Annotated in this window: 16 protein-coding genes; 11 read left to right on the forward strand and 5 right to left on the reverse strand. The window is 58.7% G+C overall.

Features of this window, described 5'->3' with window-relative positions:
• Positions 1-35: 35 nt before the first annotated feature.
• The 4 genes from GOW16_RS10970 to GOW16_RS10985 are packed head-to-tail and all read left to right on the forward strand — an operon-like array spanning position 36 to position 3819.
• Entirely contained in the window at positions 36-1091 is a 1056-nt protein-coding gene (locus GOW16_RS10970; RefSeq protein ID WP_170414597.1) for a hemin-degrading factor, read from the forward strand.
• Entirely contained in the window at positions 1091-1966 is an 876-nt protein-coding gene (locus GOW16_RS10975; RefSeq protein ID WP_170414599.1) for a heme/hemin ABC transporter substrate-binding protein, read from the forward strand. The genes GOW16_RS10970 and GOW16_RS10975 overlap by 1 nt, the downstream gene beginning before the upstream one ends.
• A complete protein-coding gene (locus GOW16_RS10980; RefSeq protein WP_254429735.1) occupies positions 1963-3039 on the forward strand; it encodes a FecCD family ABC transporter permease in 1077 nt (358 codons plus the stop codon). The genes GOW16_RS10975 and GOW16_RS10980 overlap by 4 nt, the downstream gene beginning before the upstream one ends.
• A 3-nt stretch (positions 3040-3042) precedes the next feature.
• Complete coding sequence (locus tag GOW16_RS10985; RefSeq protein ID WP_170414602.1) at positions 3043-3819, forward strand: heme ABC transporter ATP-binding protein; 777 nt, start codon at positions 3043-3045, stop codon at positions 3817-3819.
• A 64-nt stretch (positions 3820-3883) separates the two neighbouring features.
• Here GOW16_RS10985 and GOW16_RS10990 read toward each other — a convergent pair whose 3' ends face one another.
• Positions 3884-4486: a TetR/AcrR family transcriptional regulator gene (locus GOW16_RS10990; RefSeq protein ID WP_170414605.1), complete on the reverse strand. Its 603-nt coding sequence runs from the start codon at positions 4484-4486 to the stop codon at positions 3884-3886.
• A 139-nt stretch (positions 4487-4625) separates the two neighbouring features.
• Here GOW16_RS10990 and GOW16_RS10995 point away from each other — a divergent pair, with 139 nt between their 5' ends.
• From GOW16_RS10995 to GOW16_RS11020, 6 genes are all read left to right on the forward strand, one after another.
• The gene (locus tag GOW16_RS10995; RefSeq protein WP_170414607.1) at positions 4626-5090 is read left to right on the forward strand and encodes a (2Fe-2S)-binding protein; all 465 of its coding nucleotides are present in this window, start codon (positions 4626-4628) and stop codon (positions 5088-5090) included.
• A gap of 3 nt (positions 5091-5093) precedes the next feature.
• A complete protein-coding gene (locus tag GOW16_RS11000) occupies positions 5094-7280 on the forward strand; it encodes a xanthine dehydrogenase family protein molybdopterin-binding subunit (RefSeq protein WP_170414608.1) in 2187 nt (728 codons plus the stop codon).
• 130 nt (positions 7281-7410) lie between these two features.
• Positions 7411-8730, forward strand: coding sequence for a glutamine synthetase family protein (locus tag GOW16_RS11005; protein WP_170414611.1), 1320 nt, complete (start codon positions 7411-7413; stop codon positions 8728-8730).
• Between the two features lie 59 nt (positions 8731-8789).
• The gene (locus GOW16_RS11010) at positions 8790-9470 is read left to right on the forward strand and encodes a type 1 glutamine amidotransferase (RefSeq protein ID WP_170414613.1); all 681 of its coding nucleotides are present in this window, start codon (positions 8790-8792) and stop codon (positions 9468-9470) included.
• Positions 9470-10828 carry a glutamine synthetase family protein gene (locus tag GOW16_RS11015; protein WP_170414615.1) on the forward strand — a complete coding sequence of 453 codons (1359 nt, stop codon included), beginning with the start codon at positions 9470-9472 and terminating at the stop codon, positions 10826-10828. Before GOW16_RS11010 ends, GOW16_RS11015 begins: the two co-directional genes overlap by 1 nt.
• A gap of 8 nt (positions 10829-10836) precedes the next feature.
• A complete protein-coding gene (locus tag GOW16_RS11020) occupies positions 10837-12141 on the forward strand; it encodes an NAD(P)/FAD-dependent oxidoreductase (protein ID WP_170414617.1) in 1305 nt (434 codons plus the stop codon).
• 2 nt (positions 12142-12143) lie between these two features.
• On the opposite strand, the gene GOW16_RS11025 is transcribed toward GOW16_RS11020, so the two are convergent.
• Positions 12144-13115, reverse strand: coding sequence for a formylglycine-generating enzyme family protein (locus GOW16_RS11025; RefSeq protein ID WP_170414619.1), 972 nt, complete (start codon positions 13113-13115; stop codon positions 12144-12146).
• Between the two features lie 212 nt (positions 13116-13327).
• Here GOW16_RS11025 and GOW16_RS11030 point away from each other — a divergent pair, with 212 nt between their 5' ends.
• On the forward strand, positions 13328-14542 hold the full coding sequence (locus GOW16_RS11030; protein WP_170414621.1) for a DegT/DnrJ/EryC1/StrS family aminotransferase: 1215 nt from the start codon (positions 13328-13330) through the stop codon (positions 14540-14542).
• A 3-nt stretch (positions 14543-14545) separates the two neighbouring features.
• On the opposite strand, the gene GOW16_RS11035 is transcribed toward GOW16_RS11030, so the two are convergent.
• The 3 genes from GOW16_RS11035 to GOW16_RS11045 all read right to left on the reverse strand — a co-directional run bounded on the left by GOW16_RS11035 (position 14546) and on the right by GOW16_RS11045 (position 16449).
• Positions 14546-15304 (reverse strand): trypsin-like serine peptidase, encoded by a 759-nt coding sequence (locus GOW16_RS11035; protein WP_170414623.1) that lies wholly within the window; start codon positions 15302-15304, stop codon positions 14546-14548.
• A gap of 11 nt (positions 15305-15315) precedes the next feature.
• Positions 15316-15870, reverse strand: a complete 555-nt coding sequence (gene phaR, locus GOW16_RS11040) for a polyhydroxyalkanoate synthesis repressor PhaR (protein ID WP_170414626.1) — start codon at positions 15868-15870, stop codon at positions 15316-15318.
• Positions 15871-16005: 135 nt separating this feature from the next.
• Complete coding sequence (locus tag GOW16_RS11045; protein WP_170414564.1) at positions 16006-16449, reverse strand: phasin family protein; 444 nt, start codon at positions 16447-16449, stop codon at positions 16006-16008.
• Between the last annotated feature and the right edge of the window lie 205 nt (positions 16450-16654).

A 16654-nucleotide genomic window follows, 5' to 3' on the forward strand; every position in this document is an offset into this window, starting at 1 on the left:
CCCGACACTCATGACAATCGAAGATGGAAAAACCCATGACGGAACAGGTGCTTCTGGCCCCGGATCAGATTCGTGCAGCCCATGCTGAAAACACCAGAAAACGTGACCGCGAATTGGCGGAATCACTGGGAATAACCGAAGGGCAACTCGTTGCCGCTTATACTGGTATCGACGTAACGCGGCTGTCGGCAAATCTTGATGACATCTTCCCGATGCTCAAAGGGCTGGGTGAGGTTATGGCGCTGACGCGCAACCCCTCCTGCGTCATCGAAAAGGTGGGGCAATACGACAATTACCACTCTGGTGCGCATGCTTCGATGGTTCTGACCGAAGAGATCGACCTGCGCATGTTCCCCAGCCATTGGGTCCACGCCTTTGCCATCGAGCGTGACACGGACAAAGGGACAAAGCGATCCATTCAGATTTTCGATGCCGCCGGGGATGCGGTGCACAAAATCTTTCTGCGTGAAGGCTCTGACCTGAACCACTGGAGTGAACTTGTCAGCACGTTAAAGACTGATGACCAGTCACAAATTCTGCGTGTCGAGCCGCGAAAGCCAACGCAGGCCGCCAAAGTGAACGCGGACAAGGTTGAGCTTCTGCGATCCGAATGGGCCAAAATGACGGATACACACCAGTTCCTGCGCCTGACCTCAAAGCTGAAGATGAACCGATTGGGTGCCTACCGCGTCGCCGGTGAACCGCTGGTCCGGGCGCTTGAATCAACGACAGTTTCCCAGATGTTCGAACGGGTCCGCGATCAAGGGCTTGAGGTCATGGTCTTTGTCGGAAATCGCGGGTGCATCGAAATTCATGGCGGATCGGTTGAAACGCTCAAGCAGATCGGACCATGGTTCAACGTGCTTGATCCGCGTTTCAATCTGCACCTGCGTTCGGATCATATCGCCGAGGTTTGGGCGGTGACCAAGCCCACCCAACGCGGTCCCGCTGTTTCGGTCGAGGCGTTCGATGCCGACGGCGCTCTTATCCTGCAGATATTCGGTCGCCGTTCCGGCGAGACAGATCACCGCCCGGCCTGGGATCAACTGGTGGCAGGCCTGCAGTCCAAAAAAGAAGCTGAGGTGGCGTGATGAGATCAATTCGCAGCCTCTTACCGGTTGTCGCGCTGCTTGGGACGACGCTCGGATCACCGTCCGTCGCGGCGGATGAGGCCGAACCCAACCGCATCATCGCCATCGGCAGTTCCGTGACCGAGATCGTCTATGCCTTGGGTCAGCAGGACCGGCTTGTTGGACGCGACCGGACGTCGACCTATCCGGCCGATGTGCTGGACTTGCCCGATGTCGGTTACATACGTGCCCTGTCCCCCGAAGGGGTCTTGTCGGTCAAACCCGACCTGATCGTGGCTCTGGAAGGGTCCGGCCCACCAGAGGCTGTCGAGGTTCTCAGAGAGGCCGGTGTGCCCTTCGTTTCGATCGCCGAAGACTATTCGCGTGATGGTGTAGTGGAAAAGATCCGGGCTGTTGGTGCTGCACTGGGCGTCGAGGATACCGCCGAAAAACTTGCCGTTCAGACCGGAGCCAAGATTGATGGTGCACATTCGAGCGCACTGGATGCATCAGTGGATGGCGCGGCCAGGGTCCTGTTTGTGCTGTCAGCACAGGATAATCGCATCATGGTCGGCGGCGCGGACACGCAAGCCGACAGCATCATCCGCCTCGCTGGCGGCGTGAACGCAGCCGGGACCGTATCGGGTTTCAAACCCATGACACCCGAGGCGATTGCGACAACCGCGCCGGACGTGATCCTGATGATGGATCGGCAAGGCAATCACATCACCGCTAATGAAGACCTGTTCGCCATGCCCGCCATCAAACTGACGCCCGCAGGTCAGAACAAACGTCTGATCCGCATGCAAGGGGCTTATCTGCTGGGGTTTGGCCCCCGAACAGCCGAGGCGATTGCTGATCTGTCGGCAGAGTTGCAGAGAATAAACGGCTTATGACCCTTGCAATGGATCACAATGGCCTGAACGTGGCCGCGCGCGACCGTCGGGTGACGGCGCGCCGGGTCACTCTGGCCCTTTTGGCGCTGTTGGTCTTCACCAGCATCTGCAGCATCTCGGTCGGTGCGTCCGACGCCTCTGTCCGCGCCGCATTCGCAGACCTGATTGCCGGGCGCGAAATGTCGGACCTAGACAGGATCGTCCTGTGGGATATCCGCCTGCCCCGATTGGCGATGGGGGTCCTGGTCGGCGCTGCATTGGCCGTTTCCGGCGTCGTCATGCAGGGCTTGTTCCGCAACCCCCTGGCTGACCCCGGAATTGTGGGTGTCAGTGCAGGTGCCGGTCTTGGAGCGATTTCCGCGATCATTCTGGGTGGTTACCTGCCCGTCTCTATTCTGGCTTGGGTCGGCAACAGCCTGGTCGCTGTTGCGGCATTTCTGGGCGGATGGATATCCGTCTTGCTGCTCTATCGCGTTTCAACCCGCGGTGGGCAGACGTCAGTTGCAACCATGCTGTTGGCCGGGATCGCGTTGGGAGCATTGTCAGGCGCTGTGTCCGGCGTTCTGGTCTATATGGCCGATGACCAACAGCTGCGCGACCTGACATTCTGGGGCATGGGCTCGCTGGCTGGCGCGACATGGACCAAAGCGGCAACGGCCGCTCCGATCATCTTGATTTCGGTATTTGTTGCGCAGTTCCTTGCTCGTGCGCTAAACGGCATGGCGATGGGTGAAGCCGTTGCGCATCACATGGGAATCCCGGTTCAGCGCAGCAAGAACATCGCCATTCTGGCGGTGGCCGGTGCCACCGGCGCGGCAGTTGCGGTGTCCGGCGGCATTGGCTTTATTGGCATCGTCGTGCCGCATCTGCTGCGGTTGGCAACCGGACCAGATCACCACCGCCTGCTGATAAACTCAGCCCTGCTGGGGGCCAGCTTGCTGTTGTGTGCCGACATGATCAGCCGCATGATCGTAGCACCGGCCGAACTGCCGATTGGCATCGTAACCGCAATCTTAGGCGCGCCGGTCTTCCTGTGGATCCTGCTGCGGCGTCACGGAACAATGGGAATGTAAGGGATGAAGGGCGAAAACATACGTGTCAAACTTGGCCGAAAAGAGATCCTGCACGGCGTGGACTTTGATGCGGAACCCGGAAAGGTCACGGCGATTATCGGCCCGAACGGTTCGGGAAAATCAACTTTACTCAAAGCCTTATCCGGTGAAATTCAATCTTCAGGCAAGGTTTCCCTGAACGGGCGCGACATTTCTGAACTGAAGCCTTGGCAACTGGCCGCAATGCGCGGCGTGCTGCCGCAAGCGTCGACCGTGGCCTTCCCATTTACCGTGATGGAGATTGTCAGGCTGGGTCTGGCGAACGGGTTGGCGGCGGGGGATGACAGCCTGCCATCAAAGGCACTGGCCCATGTCGACCTTGCCGGGTTCGACGACCGATCCTATCAGAACCTCTCGGGTGGCGAACAGCAACGGGTTCAGCTTGCCCGCGTCCTGACACAGGTCTGGGACGCAACCTATCACGATCAATCCAGATGGCTGTTGTTGGACGAACCTGTTGCCAGCCTCGACATTGCGCATCAGTTCACAGTTCTGGGCGTAGCGCGTAGCTTTGCGACGCAATGCGGCGGCGTTGTTGTTGTCATGCATGACCTGAACCTGACGGCCCTGTTTGCTGATTATGTGTACGTCATGTCAGAGGGATCCGTCTGGGGATCGGGCACGCCAACCGCCATTCTGAACGACCAGACCATGCAGCAGGTTTATGGCATCGACCTGCCAATCAGCACCCTGCCAAGCGATCAGGTTCCGTTCATTCTACCACAGGCCATGAGGCCGTAACCGCTATAGTAGGGCGGGCAGAATTTCCGCGCACTTCAGTGCCCGCCTTCGTATTGCACTGATACTATGCGCCATAGCGACTGAGGATCATGTCGACGCTGCTTTCTATGGTCTCCGTCATCTCGGCTTCGTTCAGAACGTTGCCAGTGAAAACCATCGGCCAGAACGCTCTGGACTTGATCAGGCCGATAAATTCCTGCCCGGCCTGTTCGGGGTTTTCGATCTTTAGCTGCCCGTCGTCGGCGGCGTCTTTCAGCATTTCGATAAAGATCGCAGTCTTGTCGAGTTTTCCTTGAGCAGCGGCAGCCAGATCAGGGTTGCGCAAGGTTTCGCTGATCACCATCCGCGCCATCGCCATCACCTCGGGCAACATCAAAATGCGCCCCTCGGCCCAGGCCAGATCAGTTAGCTGCGCACGAATGTCGCGCCCTTTTTCATAGCGAATATCCCGAACGGCTGCGAACCGGTTGGACAGCTCCAACACGATGGAGCGAAACAGGTTTTCCTTACTTTCGAAGTACTTGTACAGCGTGCGCTTGGACACCTCCGCCTGTGCCGAGATACGATCCATGCTTGCGTCGGCGAACCCCTTTTCCTGGAATTCAGCCACGGCCGCCTCAATGATCTGGGCTCGCTTGGACGCATTCGGTGTTGTGCATTCGTTCATATCCAAAGCTATAGACCCATTGACAGATTGAGGTCAAACACTACGTAAACTCACCAGTTTACACGGGCAATTTTCTCGCCTAGTGTAAACCCGCCAGTTTACCGACTCAGGTAACCAGCCCAACACGGAGAGTCCCCTCATGGCATTGACTTTGAAACTGAACGGCGAAACCCACACGGTCGACGCCGAACCCGGCACGCCCCTGCTGTGGGTGATCCGGGATGAGCTTAAGCTGACTGGAACTAAATTCGGCTGCGGCGTCGCATCCTGTGGTGCGTGCACCGTGCACTTGAACGGCGAGCCCGTGCGCTCGTGCCAGACATATATCGAAGATGTCGAAGACGCCGAGATCACCACAATCGAGGCCGTCGGAGATGACAAGATCGGGGCTGCCGTACAGCAGGCCTGGGTGGAGCTGGATGTGGTCCAGTGCGGATACTGCCAGTCGGGCCAAGTGATGTCGGCGGTTGGATTGCTGTCCGAAAACCCCAAACCCAGCGTCGAAGAGATTGATGAGTACATGCACGGCAACGCCTGCCGTTGCGCGACCTATCAACGTATCCGCGCTGGAATTCAACGCGCATCTGAAATTTTGGAGGCCTGATCCATGACCATCAACACCTCCCGCCGTGGATTTCTGAAAGGTGCCGCTGCTTCAGGTGCCGTTCTGCTGGTTGGCGCACGCCCTGATGGGGCGCTGGCGGCTGCTTCGTCAGAGACCGCCCAATTCAACCCGTTCGTGAAGATCGATGCAGATGGCACTGTAACAGCCATCGTAAAACACTTTGAAAAGGGCCAAGGTCCAGCTACCGGCCTGCCGACGCTGATCGCAGAGGAAATCGGCCTGACCATGGACCAGATCGAATACGAATTCGCCCCGTCCAACCCGCAGGTCTATAACAACCTGTTGTTCGGCCCGTTCCAGGGCACCGGCGGGTCGACCGCAATGGCGAATTCGTGGCTGCAATACCGTCAGGCAGGTGCTGCCGCGCGCGAAATGCTGATCAATGCCGCGGCGCAAAGTTGGGGTGTCGACGCAGCGGGCGTCACGATAGAGGAAGGTATCGTCAAAGCGGGCGATAAGTCTGCCCCGATTGCCGAATTCGTGGCCGCTGCGTCTCAGCTGGAAGCCCCGGCCGAGCCACGTCTGAAAGACCCGTCAGAGTTCCGTCTGATCGGTAATGAAACGGTGCGCCGCAAGGACTCGGCCATCAAAGGCAATGGTCAAGCAATGTACGCGATGGACGTCCATCTACCGAACCAGATGGTCGCCATGATCAAGCGGCCTGAATCAAAGGGCGGTGTAGCCAACGGCTTTGACGACAGCGCGTCGAAAGAGGTCAAAGGATACATCAGTGCTGCTGTTCTTCCCAATCAGGCAGGGGTCGCGGTTTATGCCGAAAACACCTGGGCCGCCATTCAGGCACGCGACGCGCTTGAGGTCGAATGGGACATGTCCGGGGCCGAAACCCGCGACTCGGACCAGATTAAGGCTGAAATCATGGCCGCGTTAGACGCCGAGCCGGAGTACAACGTGAACAAAGCGGATGTCGCGGCAGTATCGGCGGCCATCGATGGCGCAGACAAGGTCATTGAAAAGACTTTCTACTTTCCTCTGCTGGCACATGCGCCGATGGAGCCATTGAACTGCACCATCGAACAAACCGCCGAGGGCGACATTGTCCTGCACGATGGTGCGCAAGCGCCAACCGGCCCGCACATGGCCTACCAGCAGATCTTCCAACTGCCGCCCGAAAAGATTCACATCAAGACAATGCTGGCCGGTGGATCCTTTGGACGACGGGCGACACCAGATGCGGATTATCAGGTTGAGGCTGCGCTGGCATTTGTGGTCACCGACCGCTCGCGCCCAGTCAAGCTGGTGTGGACGCGAGAGGATGATATCCGCAGCGGCTACTACCGCCCCGCCTTTGGCCACAAGGTGCGCGTTGGTCTGGACGCCGATGGCAAAATCGTCGGCTGGCAGCATCAGGTCGCCGGGCAGTCGGTGATCAAGGGCACACCGTTCGAGGCTGTTGCGGTACATGACGGTGTCGACCATAGCTCAGTCGAGGGCATTGCCGACAGCCCTTACGATATTCCCGGAATGGCTTTGGGCCTGACCGACACCCCCAAGGCAACAACGGTTCTATGGTGGCGCTCGGTGGGGCACACGCACACCGGGTATGTTATGGAGACGATGATGGATACCGTTGCCGAGGCCGCAGGTCGTGACCCGGTAGAGTTCCGTCTGTCCCATCTGGCAAACACCAGCAATGCGGATCAGCAACGCAAGGCAGAGGTTCTGAAGCTGGCTGTTGAAAAAGCCGGTTGGGGTAATGTTCCTGCTGGCCGCGCACAAGGTATCGCGGTGCACAAGTCCTTTGGGTCTTATGCGGCACAGGTAGTTGAGGTGTCCGGGGATCCGGAAAACGGCATCAAAATCGAGAAGGTCACATGCGCCGTGGATTGCGGGATTGCCGTGAACCCCGATGTGGTGCGCGCGCAGATGGAGGGCGGTATCGGATATGGCATCGGCCACGTTATGCGCGATCAGATCACGCTGACCCAAGGTGCAGTGGATCAGTACAATTTTCCAGATTATGAACCGCTGCGCATCGGAGATATCGCTGATATTGACGTTCATATCGTGCCTTCCGCAGAAGCCCCCACCGGCGTTGGAGAGCCCGGCACACCGCCCTCGGCCCCGGCGCTTGCCAATGCGATCCGCGTGCTATCCGGCGTGAAAGTCACCTCTCTGCCGATGTCGGAAAACGGCGTCAGCTTTATTTGACTGCCAATCCCGCGCCTGTCCCATTGGACGCGCGCGGGGTTTTTCTTAGCCGAAGAGAATTTGATCAAATTTCGTGACAACGGGTCGCGCCTCTATTACACCTCGGGTAGCCAGAGTAATGGAGTCGCCGATGGACCTGAGCGCCCTGCACAGTTTTCGCGTTGCTGCATGTGACCTGAATGGTCAGATGCGCGGCAAGCGTGTGCCGCCCGCCTATGCCGACAAAATGGACAAAGGCACTCTGCGCATGCCGTTTTCAGCGCTGAATGTCGACCTGTGGGGCGCAGATATCGACGGCAGCCCGCTGGTGTTCGAATCCGGTGACGCAGATGGCGTTTTGCTTCCAACCCAACGCGGCCCGGTGCCGGTGCCCTGGCTGGCCACGGAAACCGCCCTTGTCCCCATGTGCCTGTATGACGACGAAGGGGTCCCTTTTGCTGGCGACCCGCGGCACGCACTGGCGGCAGTCCTTGATCGTTATGTTCAGCGCGGCTGGTCGGTCATTGCGGCGACAGAGCTGGAGTTCACCTTGCTCGACGCCTCGGGTGCGCATCCGCAGCCACCGATCAACCCTTTGACCCAGCGCCGGTCGGAGGATGAGGCAGTCCTTTCGATGGCGGAAATGGATGCCTTCGATGCGTTCTTTACAGATCTTTATGATGGGTGCGCGGCGATGGGAATTCCCGCGCAAACCGCCATCTCGGAAAGTGGCATTGGTCAGTTCGAAATAAACCTGAACCACCAAGATGCGATGCGATGCGCGGACGATACGTGGCTTTTCAAGACCTTGACCCGCGGCCTTGCCCGCAAGCATGGGTTCACGGCGACCTTTATGGCCAAACCCTATGCGGATGATGCTGGCAACGGGATGCATGTCCATTTCTCGGTCGTGGATCAACATGGCCGCAACGTTTTCGATAATGGCGGCCCCGAAGGCACCGACCTGCTGCGCTGGGCCGTGGCAGGATGCCTGACCGCGATGCCCGGTTGCACGCTTGTCTTTGCGCCGCACGGGAACTCTTACACCCGCCTGGTTCCCGGCGCGCACGCCCCGACCGGCGCAAGCTGGGCGTATGAAAACCGCACCGCTGCTCTGCGTATTCCCGGTGGCGCTCCGGCCGCACGGCGGATCGAACACCGCGTCGCCGGTGGCGACATCAACCCCTATCTGATGCTGGCCGCCGTTCTGGGGGCGGCTATGAACGGCATCGAAGATCAGTCGGAACCGCCCGCTCCAATATCCGGAAACGCCTACGAGATTGACGGACTACCGCAATTGGCTGCCGATTGGCCCCAGGCCATCACGGCATTTGAAACAGACCCCAGCGTGGCGCGCATCTTTCCCGCCGACCTGATCCGCTATTTCGCCATGACCAAGCGACAGGAAATCAGGCGGTTCGCCGAGCGGCCATCCGAAAACCACTGGCTGAGTTATGTCGAAGCCGTATGAGCCCCCTTGCCCGCCCGCATCCGCTGGGCTAGAATAAATTTGATCAAATTTGGTGACCCATGAAAATCGGCATCCTACTGACCGGCCATCCACCTGACGAACTGCAGGACGAATTCAGCGAATATGACGCAATGTTCGCCGCGCTCCTGGACGGCAACGGTTTTACCTTTGAGACCTTCGCCGTTGTGGACGGCCAATTCCCCCAGGACGAGCTTCAGGCGGATGGCTGGATCATCACCGGCTCGCGCCATGGTGCCTACGAAGATCATCCGTGGATACCGCCGCTTGAAAGCCTGATCCGCGCCATTCAGCGATCCGGTCGTCCCTTGATCGGCGTCTGCTTTGGCCACCAGATCATTGCCCAGGCGCTCGGCGGTAAAGTCGAAAAGTTCAACGGCGGTTGGTCCGTCGGGCGCACCGATTACGACTTTGAAGGTCAAAACGTCACCCTGAATGCCTGGCACCAGGATCAGGTGGTTGAATTGCCCGAAGGCGCGCGTGTGACCGGCACCAACGATTTTTGCCGCAACGCGATGATAAGCTATGGCGACAATATCTGGACCGTGCAGGCGCACCCGGAATACGGCGATGCTTTCATTCAGGGTCTGATGGAAACGCGTGGCAAGGGCTTGGTTCCCGACACGCTGATGGAAGCGGCCGCAAACCGCCTGCCCGGCCCCGACGACAACCCAACTATCGGACGGCACATGGCAGAATTTCTGAAGAAAGAGAGGGCCTGATGGCCGACTGGACAGACCAGCTGCCAGAGGCAGCAAGAACCTACATCACCGGCCATCGGCTGGATGAGGTCGAATGTATCATCTCGGACCTGCCCGGCATTGCGCGCGGCAAGGCCGTGCCTGCCAGCAAATTCGCGCGGCAATCTTACTTCCACCTACCCGATAGTATCTTCTATCAAACCATCACTGGCGATTGGGGTGAAGCTGCGGGCGAAGACGGGTTCATCGAGCGGGACATGATCCTGAAGCCTGATTTTTCGACCGCCTCCGCCGCACCATGGACTGGCGACTGGACGCTGCAAGTCATTCACGACGCCTATGACCGGGATGGTGAGCCGATCCCCTTCAGCCCGCGCAACGTGTTGAAACGCGTGGTGCAGTTGTATCACGACAAAGGCTGGGATCCGATCGTCGCGCCAGAGATGGAGTTCTTTCTGGTCGCCCCCAATGTCGACCCGGCGCATGGGATCAAGCCGATGATGGGTCGCTCGGGCCGCCCCGCGGCCGCGCGGCAGGCCTATTCGATGACGGCGGTGGACGAGTTCGGGCCGGTGATCGACGACATCTATGATTTCGCCGAACATCAGGGGTTCGAAATCGACGGCATCACACAAGAAGGCGGCGCGGGTCAGTTAGAGATCAATCTGCGCCACGGCGACCCGGTCAAGCTGGCTGACGAAGTGTTCTACTTCAAACGCCTGATCCGCGAGGCCGCGCTGCGCCACAACTGCTTTGCTACCTTCATGGCAAAACCGATCGAGGATGAGCCGGGCTCGGCCATGCACATCCACCACTCGATCATCGACATGGAAACAGGTCAGAACATCTTCTCGGGGCCACAGGGCGGTGAAACGGACGCGTTCTATAACTTCATTGCCGGGTTGCAGAACCACTTGCCCGCTGGTCTGGCCGTGATGGCACCTTACGTGAATTCCTACCGGCGCTACGTAAAAGACCACGCTGCGCCGATCAATTTGGAATGGGCGCGGGACAATCGCACCACCGGCATTCGCGTACCTCTGTCCGGCCCCGAGGCGCGCCGCGTGGAAAACCGGATTGCCGGGATGGATTGCAACCCGTATCTGGGCATCGCGCTGTCCCTGGCTTGTGGCTATTTGGGCCTGACCCGGCAAGAACGCCCTCGTCGCCAGTTCTACGGCGATGCTTATGAAGGCGAAGGTGACATCCCCCAAGTTATGGGCAACGCGCTGGACTTGTTTGATGAGGCCACCGCCCTGCACGAGGTTCTGGGCCCTGACTTTGCCCGCGTCTATGGCATCGTCAAGCGCGCCGAGTACGAAGAATTCCTGCAGGTCATCTCTCCATGGGAGCGCGAGCATCTGCTGATGAATGTCTGAGGCACGCGATGAATCTGCTTTATTCCAATGACCGCAAAGCCGAGTATCCGGCCAGCTGGTACGCTGCGACGGCTAATCCGGCGGACCGGTCCCCGGCGCTGGCCGGCGATGTGAAGGCTGATGTTTGCGTTGTAGGAGGCGGCTATACCGGCCTGTCCGCCGCAATGCATCTGGCCGAGGCCGGGTTCGACGTCGTCCTGCTCGAAGCACATCGCATGGGCTTTGGAGCATCCGGCCGCAATGGCGGGCAATTGGGCAGTGCGCAGCGGATGGATCAGGAAGACCTTGAGCGTCTGGTCGGAGATAACGATGCCGCCAAACTGTGGGATCTGGCCGAAAACGCCAAGGAGCTGGTCAAGTCTTTGATCGCGAAACACCAGATCGACTGCGACCTGAAACCCGGCGTGGCCGTTCTGGGCCTCACCCAAGGTGAGCAGCAAGAGCTTCATGATCACGCGGCGCATCTGTCGGATCGCTATGGCTATGACCAAATAGAGCTTCTGGACGAGGGCGGAGGTCATGCGCTGTGCCCCTCACCTGCCTATCGCGGCGGATATCTTGATATGGGCGCGGCGCATTTGCACCCATTGAATTTTGCATTGGGTCTGGCCCAGGCTGCAGCAAAAGCCGGCGTCCGTATCTTTGAAGGCACCGAGGTTGAGCGTATCGAAGAAACCGTCCCGGCAGTGGTGCAGACCGCGCAGGGCGCGGTAACGGCCGACCATGTCATCCTGGCTTGCAATGGTTATCTTGGTAATCTGAACCGCAAGGTCGCGACCAAGGTCATGCCAATCAACAATTTCATCGCAGCGACCGAACCGTTGGGGGCGGATACCGCCCGTGTTCTGACACGCGACGTCGCCGTGGCCGACACAAAATTCGTCGTGAACTATTTCCGCCTCAGCGCCGATGGGCGGTTGCTGTTTGGCGGTGGCGAAAGCTACGGCTACCGCTTCCCTGGCGACATTGCAGCCAAAGTACGCAAGCCAATGACCGAGATTTTCCCGCATTTGCGCGATGTTAAGATCGACTATGCCTGGGGCGGAACACTTGCGATCACGATGCGCCGGATGCCGTATCTGGCACGGATCGCGCCCAATATCCTGTCCGCCTCTGGTTATTCCGGGCATGGGGTCGGCACGGCCACGCATGCGGGTCAACTGATGGCATCGGCCATTCAGGGACAGGCCGAAGGGTTCGACACCATGGCCCGCGTTCCTGCCCTTCCATTTCCCGGAGGCCCTGCCCTGCGCAGCCCGCTGCTGGTGCTGGCGATGACATGGTTCGCGCTGCGGGATAGGTTGGGAGTGTGAAGCTAAGGCGCTTGCTTGAGCTCTCTCAAAACACGGAATCCCGCCACAGTTGACCGGGTATCTCGAAAACCGCGGCCGCGATTGGCAAGACGAGAAGCGTCCATTGCAAAGGGATACGCTCCACCTCTGCTCATTATTTTTTCGCATGGCGTTGTGACGGCCATTTCCAGATAGCGGCTGGATGTTTCCCACCCCGCATACGTGTCGGTCCAGCAGGACATCGTGAGCTCCACCACATTGCCTGACATGTGGCGCAGCCCCCAAGCATTTGCGGCATCCAATTGATCTACAGGCACAGGTGTGCCACGCGAAACAAGATCAGGCCGCTCTTCGCCCAGCATGATCTCGGTCGCGCTACCCAGAAAGTTCACCTGATCCGTGGTGACTTCTTCGCCCTGCGCAAAGGGTGTCTGCGTTCCGGCGCGGGCGGCGTATTCCCACTCTGCCTCGGTCGGCAGGCGGTAGACATCCATCCCGACCTTGCTGTTCAGCCAATTGGTATAAGCAACCGCATCCAGATAAGAGACCGTGATGACAGGGTGGTTGCCTCTGACCTTTGCGCGCTTCGACTTAGGAAGCCGAATAAAGTCCTGCGGCTCGTACCCGCCGCAGCCGCCATCTTGCACACAGGCCATCCACTGGTCATGGGTTATCTCATTGCGGCCCATGGCAACAGGCAGATCAACCGTAACCTTGTGCACCGGCGCCTCATGAAAGGCGATATAAGGGTTGTCGGGCGTGACGGGTATCCAGTTGCCCGCCTCGTCGAACTTGACGTTCTGTTTGGATTCGCCGGGAGGGCCACCCATCATGAACTCCCCCAATGGCAGGACGATCATTTCCGGGCAGACGTCGCACTCCTGAAACATCTCAAGCGGGGCGACTTCGGTGCCGTCAGACAAAGTGTGATCAGCCTGAGCGGCAGGCGCGAATGAGGACAGCGCAAATGCGCATGCGGCGCGAAAGATAAGCAAAGCGTCGATCCACCTTTATTACAACTCAAGAGTTGGGCCATTGGCACCGCACTTTCCTCAAAGCTGCAAGGGCAAAATCCGGACTTTCCTGTGGCCGGCGTTCTGAGGAGTGCGACAGTTTGGTGAAATTTTGCCCAGCCCGCAATTGGGGGGTTTTCTCGCCATCGCTTTAGCTTTAACTTTCCCAAAGATAGAATTTGGGAAAATCAAATATGACGCTTCCACCAAACGTTCATGCCGCCGAACCCATCCCCCCAGCAGCCCGAGAAGCCATCGACGCCTTGATGCAGTCGGGAGACCTGTTTCGCTATACCGCGCCGCAGGACGCGCCTGTTGCATTGCTTGAGGCCGAATTTGCCAAGCTGCTGGGCAGTAAATACGCGCTGGCAGTATCCTCTTGCTCGGCTGCCCTGTTCCTGTCGCTCAAGGCACTTGGTCTGCCGCGGGACGCGCGGGTATTGATCCCCGGCTTCACCTTCGCCGCCGTTCCGTCTTCGGTCGTGCACGCAGACTGCATTCCGGTCCTGTGCGAAGTGGGTGAGAACTATCGCATCGACATGGCCGATTTCGAGGCCAAACTGGACGGTGTTCAGGCCGTGATCATCAGCCATATGCGCGGCCACACTTCGGATATGGACGCCATCATGGCGCTGTGTGACGCCCGCGATATCCCTGTGATCGAGGACGCTGCGCACTCTCTGGGTACAACCTGGCACGGGCGCAACATCGGGACCATCGGAAAGATCGGCTGTTTCTCGTTCCAGTCCTACAAGATGATCAACGCCGGCGAAGGCGGCATTCTGATTACCGACGACGCCGATCTGGTGGCGCAGGCCGTGATCATGTCGGGCGCATACGAACATAACTGGAAGAAGCACAAAGGACCGCAAGGCGACAACTCGCCCGAGTTGGAGCAGGCCTTTGCCCGCTGGCAGAACCAATTGCCGCTGTATAACTTGCGGATGAGCAACCTCAGCGCTGCAGTGATCCGGCCACAAATCCCGGAACTTGCGCGTCGTGTGCGTGATGGCCTGTCCAACCACGACTATGTCGCCGACCGGTTGAATACATCGCCCCTTATCGATGTGCCCGCCCCGCTTGCGCCCGAACGCCGGGCACCGGATTCCATTCAGTTCAACCTTGTGGGCATGGGCGACGACGATATCCGCGCCTTTGCCACGGCAGCCGAGGCGCGGGGCGTCAAAGTACAGGTCTTTGGTTTGAGCCAGGACAACGCCCGCGCGTTCTGGAACTGGCAATTCCTGCCGGAGAAATTCGAGCTGCCACAAACCCGCGCCATGCTTATGAAGGCCTGCGACGTCCGGCTGCCAGTCCGCCTGACCCGCGAAGAGCTGGATGTGATTTCAGATATCCTGCTGGCCTCTGTGGGTGAAGTTACTGGCCCGGTTCCAGTCTATGGAACCTGACGACTAAGGCCCAAGGTCAAACAAATCGACCGGCAAGAAAAGCGCTGTTATCCCCTCGGGGGTTGCAGCCACGCGGGACAATGCTCCGACAACCTGCAAGCCAGTTTCCGTCTCAGCCAAGAGAGGCGCACCAGAATCCCCCATCATGACAGGGCACGCCGCCAACAGGACCCCACTCGAATGGCGGCGCGGCTGGCAAACCATTGTTCTGCTCAGCACATGGGGCCGGATACCCGGATACCCCGCAACAAATGTATCTGCTGCGCCCACTTTCGCCAGTGGCAGAATGCCGACCTGTTCGCCAATCGGCGTGTTGAGTTCCAGAACGGCCCAATCCAAGTCGGCCGTGTCATCAAACCGGCCTTCAATGCCTTGTTTAGGATGGAGCCGATATGCTTTCACGTCCGAAACCGCTGCAGCCTCTCCGCGCTGGTAACCGGCAGCAAAGCGGATGCTTGATGGGGGAATCCATCGTTGTCGCGCAGAATTGTACAGGCAATGGGCTGCAGTCAGGACAAGATCGTCCGAAACCAGAACTCCGGTGCAGTGTGACCGCTGATCCCGACTGGCGAAATTGACACGCCCTATCGCACGCCATGGCGGCTGATCAGCTGCAAGAACCTCTCGCGCGCGAATTGAATCACAGCCGACTTGGGTCCGAGTCCCCAGCGTGCAAATCCGGGACCACTGATCCGAGAAGACGCCCTGCGCCAACGCGGGTTGCATCCAAAGTAGCGCCATACTCAGGATCAACCACCGCATCTTTGGTCGCGTCAGTTCAGTTTTGACAGCTTTTGCTGCAAATCCGCCAGTTGTTTTTTGATGTCGTCCAGATCTTCCTTGGGCTCAGACTTGGCTTCATCGTCCTTGTCCGGGCCGGACCAACCACCGGACAGCCCGCCTGTCATTGCCTTCAGGAACGCCTGCTGTTGCGCTTGCAATGCATCGAATCCCGGCATCTGGGACATCGGGTTCATCGCGTTCATGTTTTCCATCATCTTGTTCTGGTTTTCCCGCAGCATCTCGAAAGAGCTTTGCAGAAATTGCGGCATCATTCCGCCGCCCGGCAACATGTAGCTGCGCACAAGATCGTTAAGTACGTTCACCGGCAGTACGTTTTCACCGCGGCTTTCGTGTTCAGCAATGATCTGCAGTAGATATTGCCGTGTCAGATCATCACCTGACTTGAGGTCGATAATCTGCACTTCCCGTCCGTCCCGAATAAACGACGCAATGTCTTCGAGCGTGACGTAGTCACTGGTCTCAGTGTTGTACAGCCGACGGCTGGCGTAACGCTTGATCAACAGTGGTTTTTCTTGTTCCGACACCGTTTACCCTCCCCAAGGATGATGCATTGCAGCAGAGATTATGCGAGCGCAGCACAAAAAGAAAGGGCAGGTCTTAGGACCTGCCCTGCGCGATAGCACCTTTTGGGAGGAGTTGGTGCGCCTCGCGGCGTTTGCTTACTTGGCGGCAGCTTTTTTGGCAGCTGCGGTCACGTCGTTGGTGGCTTTTTTGACAGCCGCGGTTGCGTCTTCGGCTGCGTCTTTGCCGGCCGCCATCAGCAGCTCAACGGTTTCGGACTGAACTTTCTTCGCGATCTCAGCGAAGGCCGCCATGTTTTCAGCTGCAACTTCAGCCGAGGCGCTGGCGAAGTCGGTTGCCGCTTTGGCGTAGTCTGCAGGCTCGGCCTTGGCTTTCGACATCTCGGTCAGCTTGGCCAGGGTGTCCTTGGTCCATTTGTTCGAAATCTCAGCCGACTTTTCAGCCGCTTCCAGCGCAACACCCGACAGCTTTTCGTTCAGCGTCGCGGTCGATTTGAAAGCACCTTCCAGAGCGGTGGTGTCAACGGGGAACGCGCCCATAACGTCTTTCAGGGTCGCGGTGAAGTCTTGCGTCTTTGCCATTGTCTTAAATCCTTTTGCCGAACCGGGCCCACCCCGGCTTTCATCAGCTTGAGGGCAATATGGATGCCGCAGTGCAGCATTGCAAGATTTTTCTTGCTGCAATGCAGAATAAATCCATCCGGCGCTTTGGAATCAGTTACTTGCCTTGACCCGCACATAGGTCCCGGGCGCCGGGGCCAATGCAGGATGGGCCGAATCGCCGGTC

Origin of the sequence: Ruegeria atlantica, from assembly GCF_013033965.1 — a bacterium.
In the GTDB taxonomy this organism is placed as follows: domain Bacteria; phylum Pseudomonadota; class Alphaproteobacteria; order Rhodobacterales; family Rhodobacteraceae; genus Ruegeria; species Ruegeria atlantica_D.

Excerpts from the sequence above, each read along its gene's own strand:
- GOW16_RS10970 (WP_170414597.1), top strand. The coding sequence starts at position 36 with ATGACGGAACAGGTGCTTCTGGCCCCGGATCAGATTCGTGCAGCCCAT.
- GOW16_RS10975 (WP_170414599.1), top strand. The coding sequence starts at position 1,091 with ATGAGATCAATTCGCAGCCTCTTACCGGTTGTCGCGCTGCTTGGGACG.
- GOW16_RS10980 (WP_254429735.1), top strand. The coding sequence starts at position 1,963 with ATGACCCTTGCAATGGATCACAATGGCCTGAACGTGGCCGCGCGCGAC.
- GOW16_RS10985 (WP_170414602.1), top strand. The coding sequence starts at position 3,043 with ATGAAGGGCGAAAACATACGTGTCAAACTTGGCCGAAAAGAGATCCTG.
- GOW16_RS10990 (WP_170414605.1), bottom strand. The coding sequence starts at position 4,486 with ATGAACGAATGCACAACACCGAATGCGTCCAAGCGAGCCCAGATCATT.
- GOW16_RS10995 (WP_170414607.1), top strand. The coding sequence starts at position 4,626 with ATGGCATTGACTTTGAAACTGAACGGCGAAACCCACACGGTCGACGCC.
- GOW16_RS11000 (WP_170414608.1), top strand. The coding sequence starts at position 5,094 with ATGACCATCAACACCTCCCGCCGTGGATTTCTGAAAGGTGCCGCTGCT.
- GOW16_RS11005 (WP_170414611.1), top strand. The coding sequence starts at position 7,411 with ATGGACCTGAGCGCCCTGCACAGTTTTCGCGTTGCTGCATGTGACCTG.
- GOW16_RS11010 (WP_170414613.1), top strand. The coding sequence starts at position 8,790 with ATGAAAATCGGCATCCTACTGACCGGCCATCCACCTGACGAACTGCAG.
- GOW16_RS11015 (WP_170414615.1), top strand. The coding sequence starts at position 9,470 with ATGGCCGACTGGACAGACCAGCTGCCAGAGGCAGCAAGAACCTACATC.
- GOW16_RS11020 (WP_170414617.1), top strand. The coding sequence starts at position 10,837 with ATGAATCTGCTTTATTCCAATGACCGCAAAGCCGAGTATCCGGCCAGC.
- GOW16_RS11030 (WP_170414621.1), top strand. The coding sequence starts at position 13,328 with ATGACGCTTCCACCAAACGTTCATGCCGCCGAACCCATCCCCCCAGCA.
- GOW16_RS11035 (WP_170414623.1), bottom strand. The coding sequence starts at position 15,304 with ATGCGGTGGTTGATCCTGAGTATGGCGCTACTTTGGATGCAACCCGCG.
- GOW16_RS11045 (WP_170414564.1), bottom strand. The coding sequence starts at position 16,449 with ATGGCAAAGACGCAAGACTTCACCGCGACCCTGAAAGACGTTATGGGC.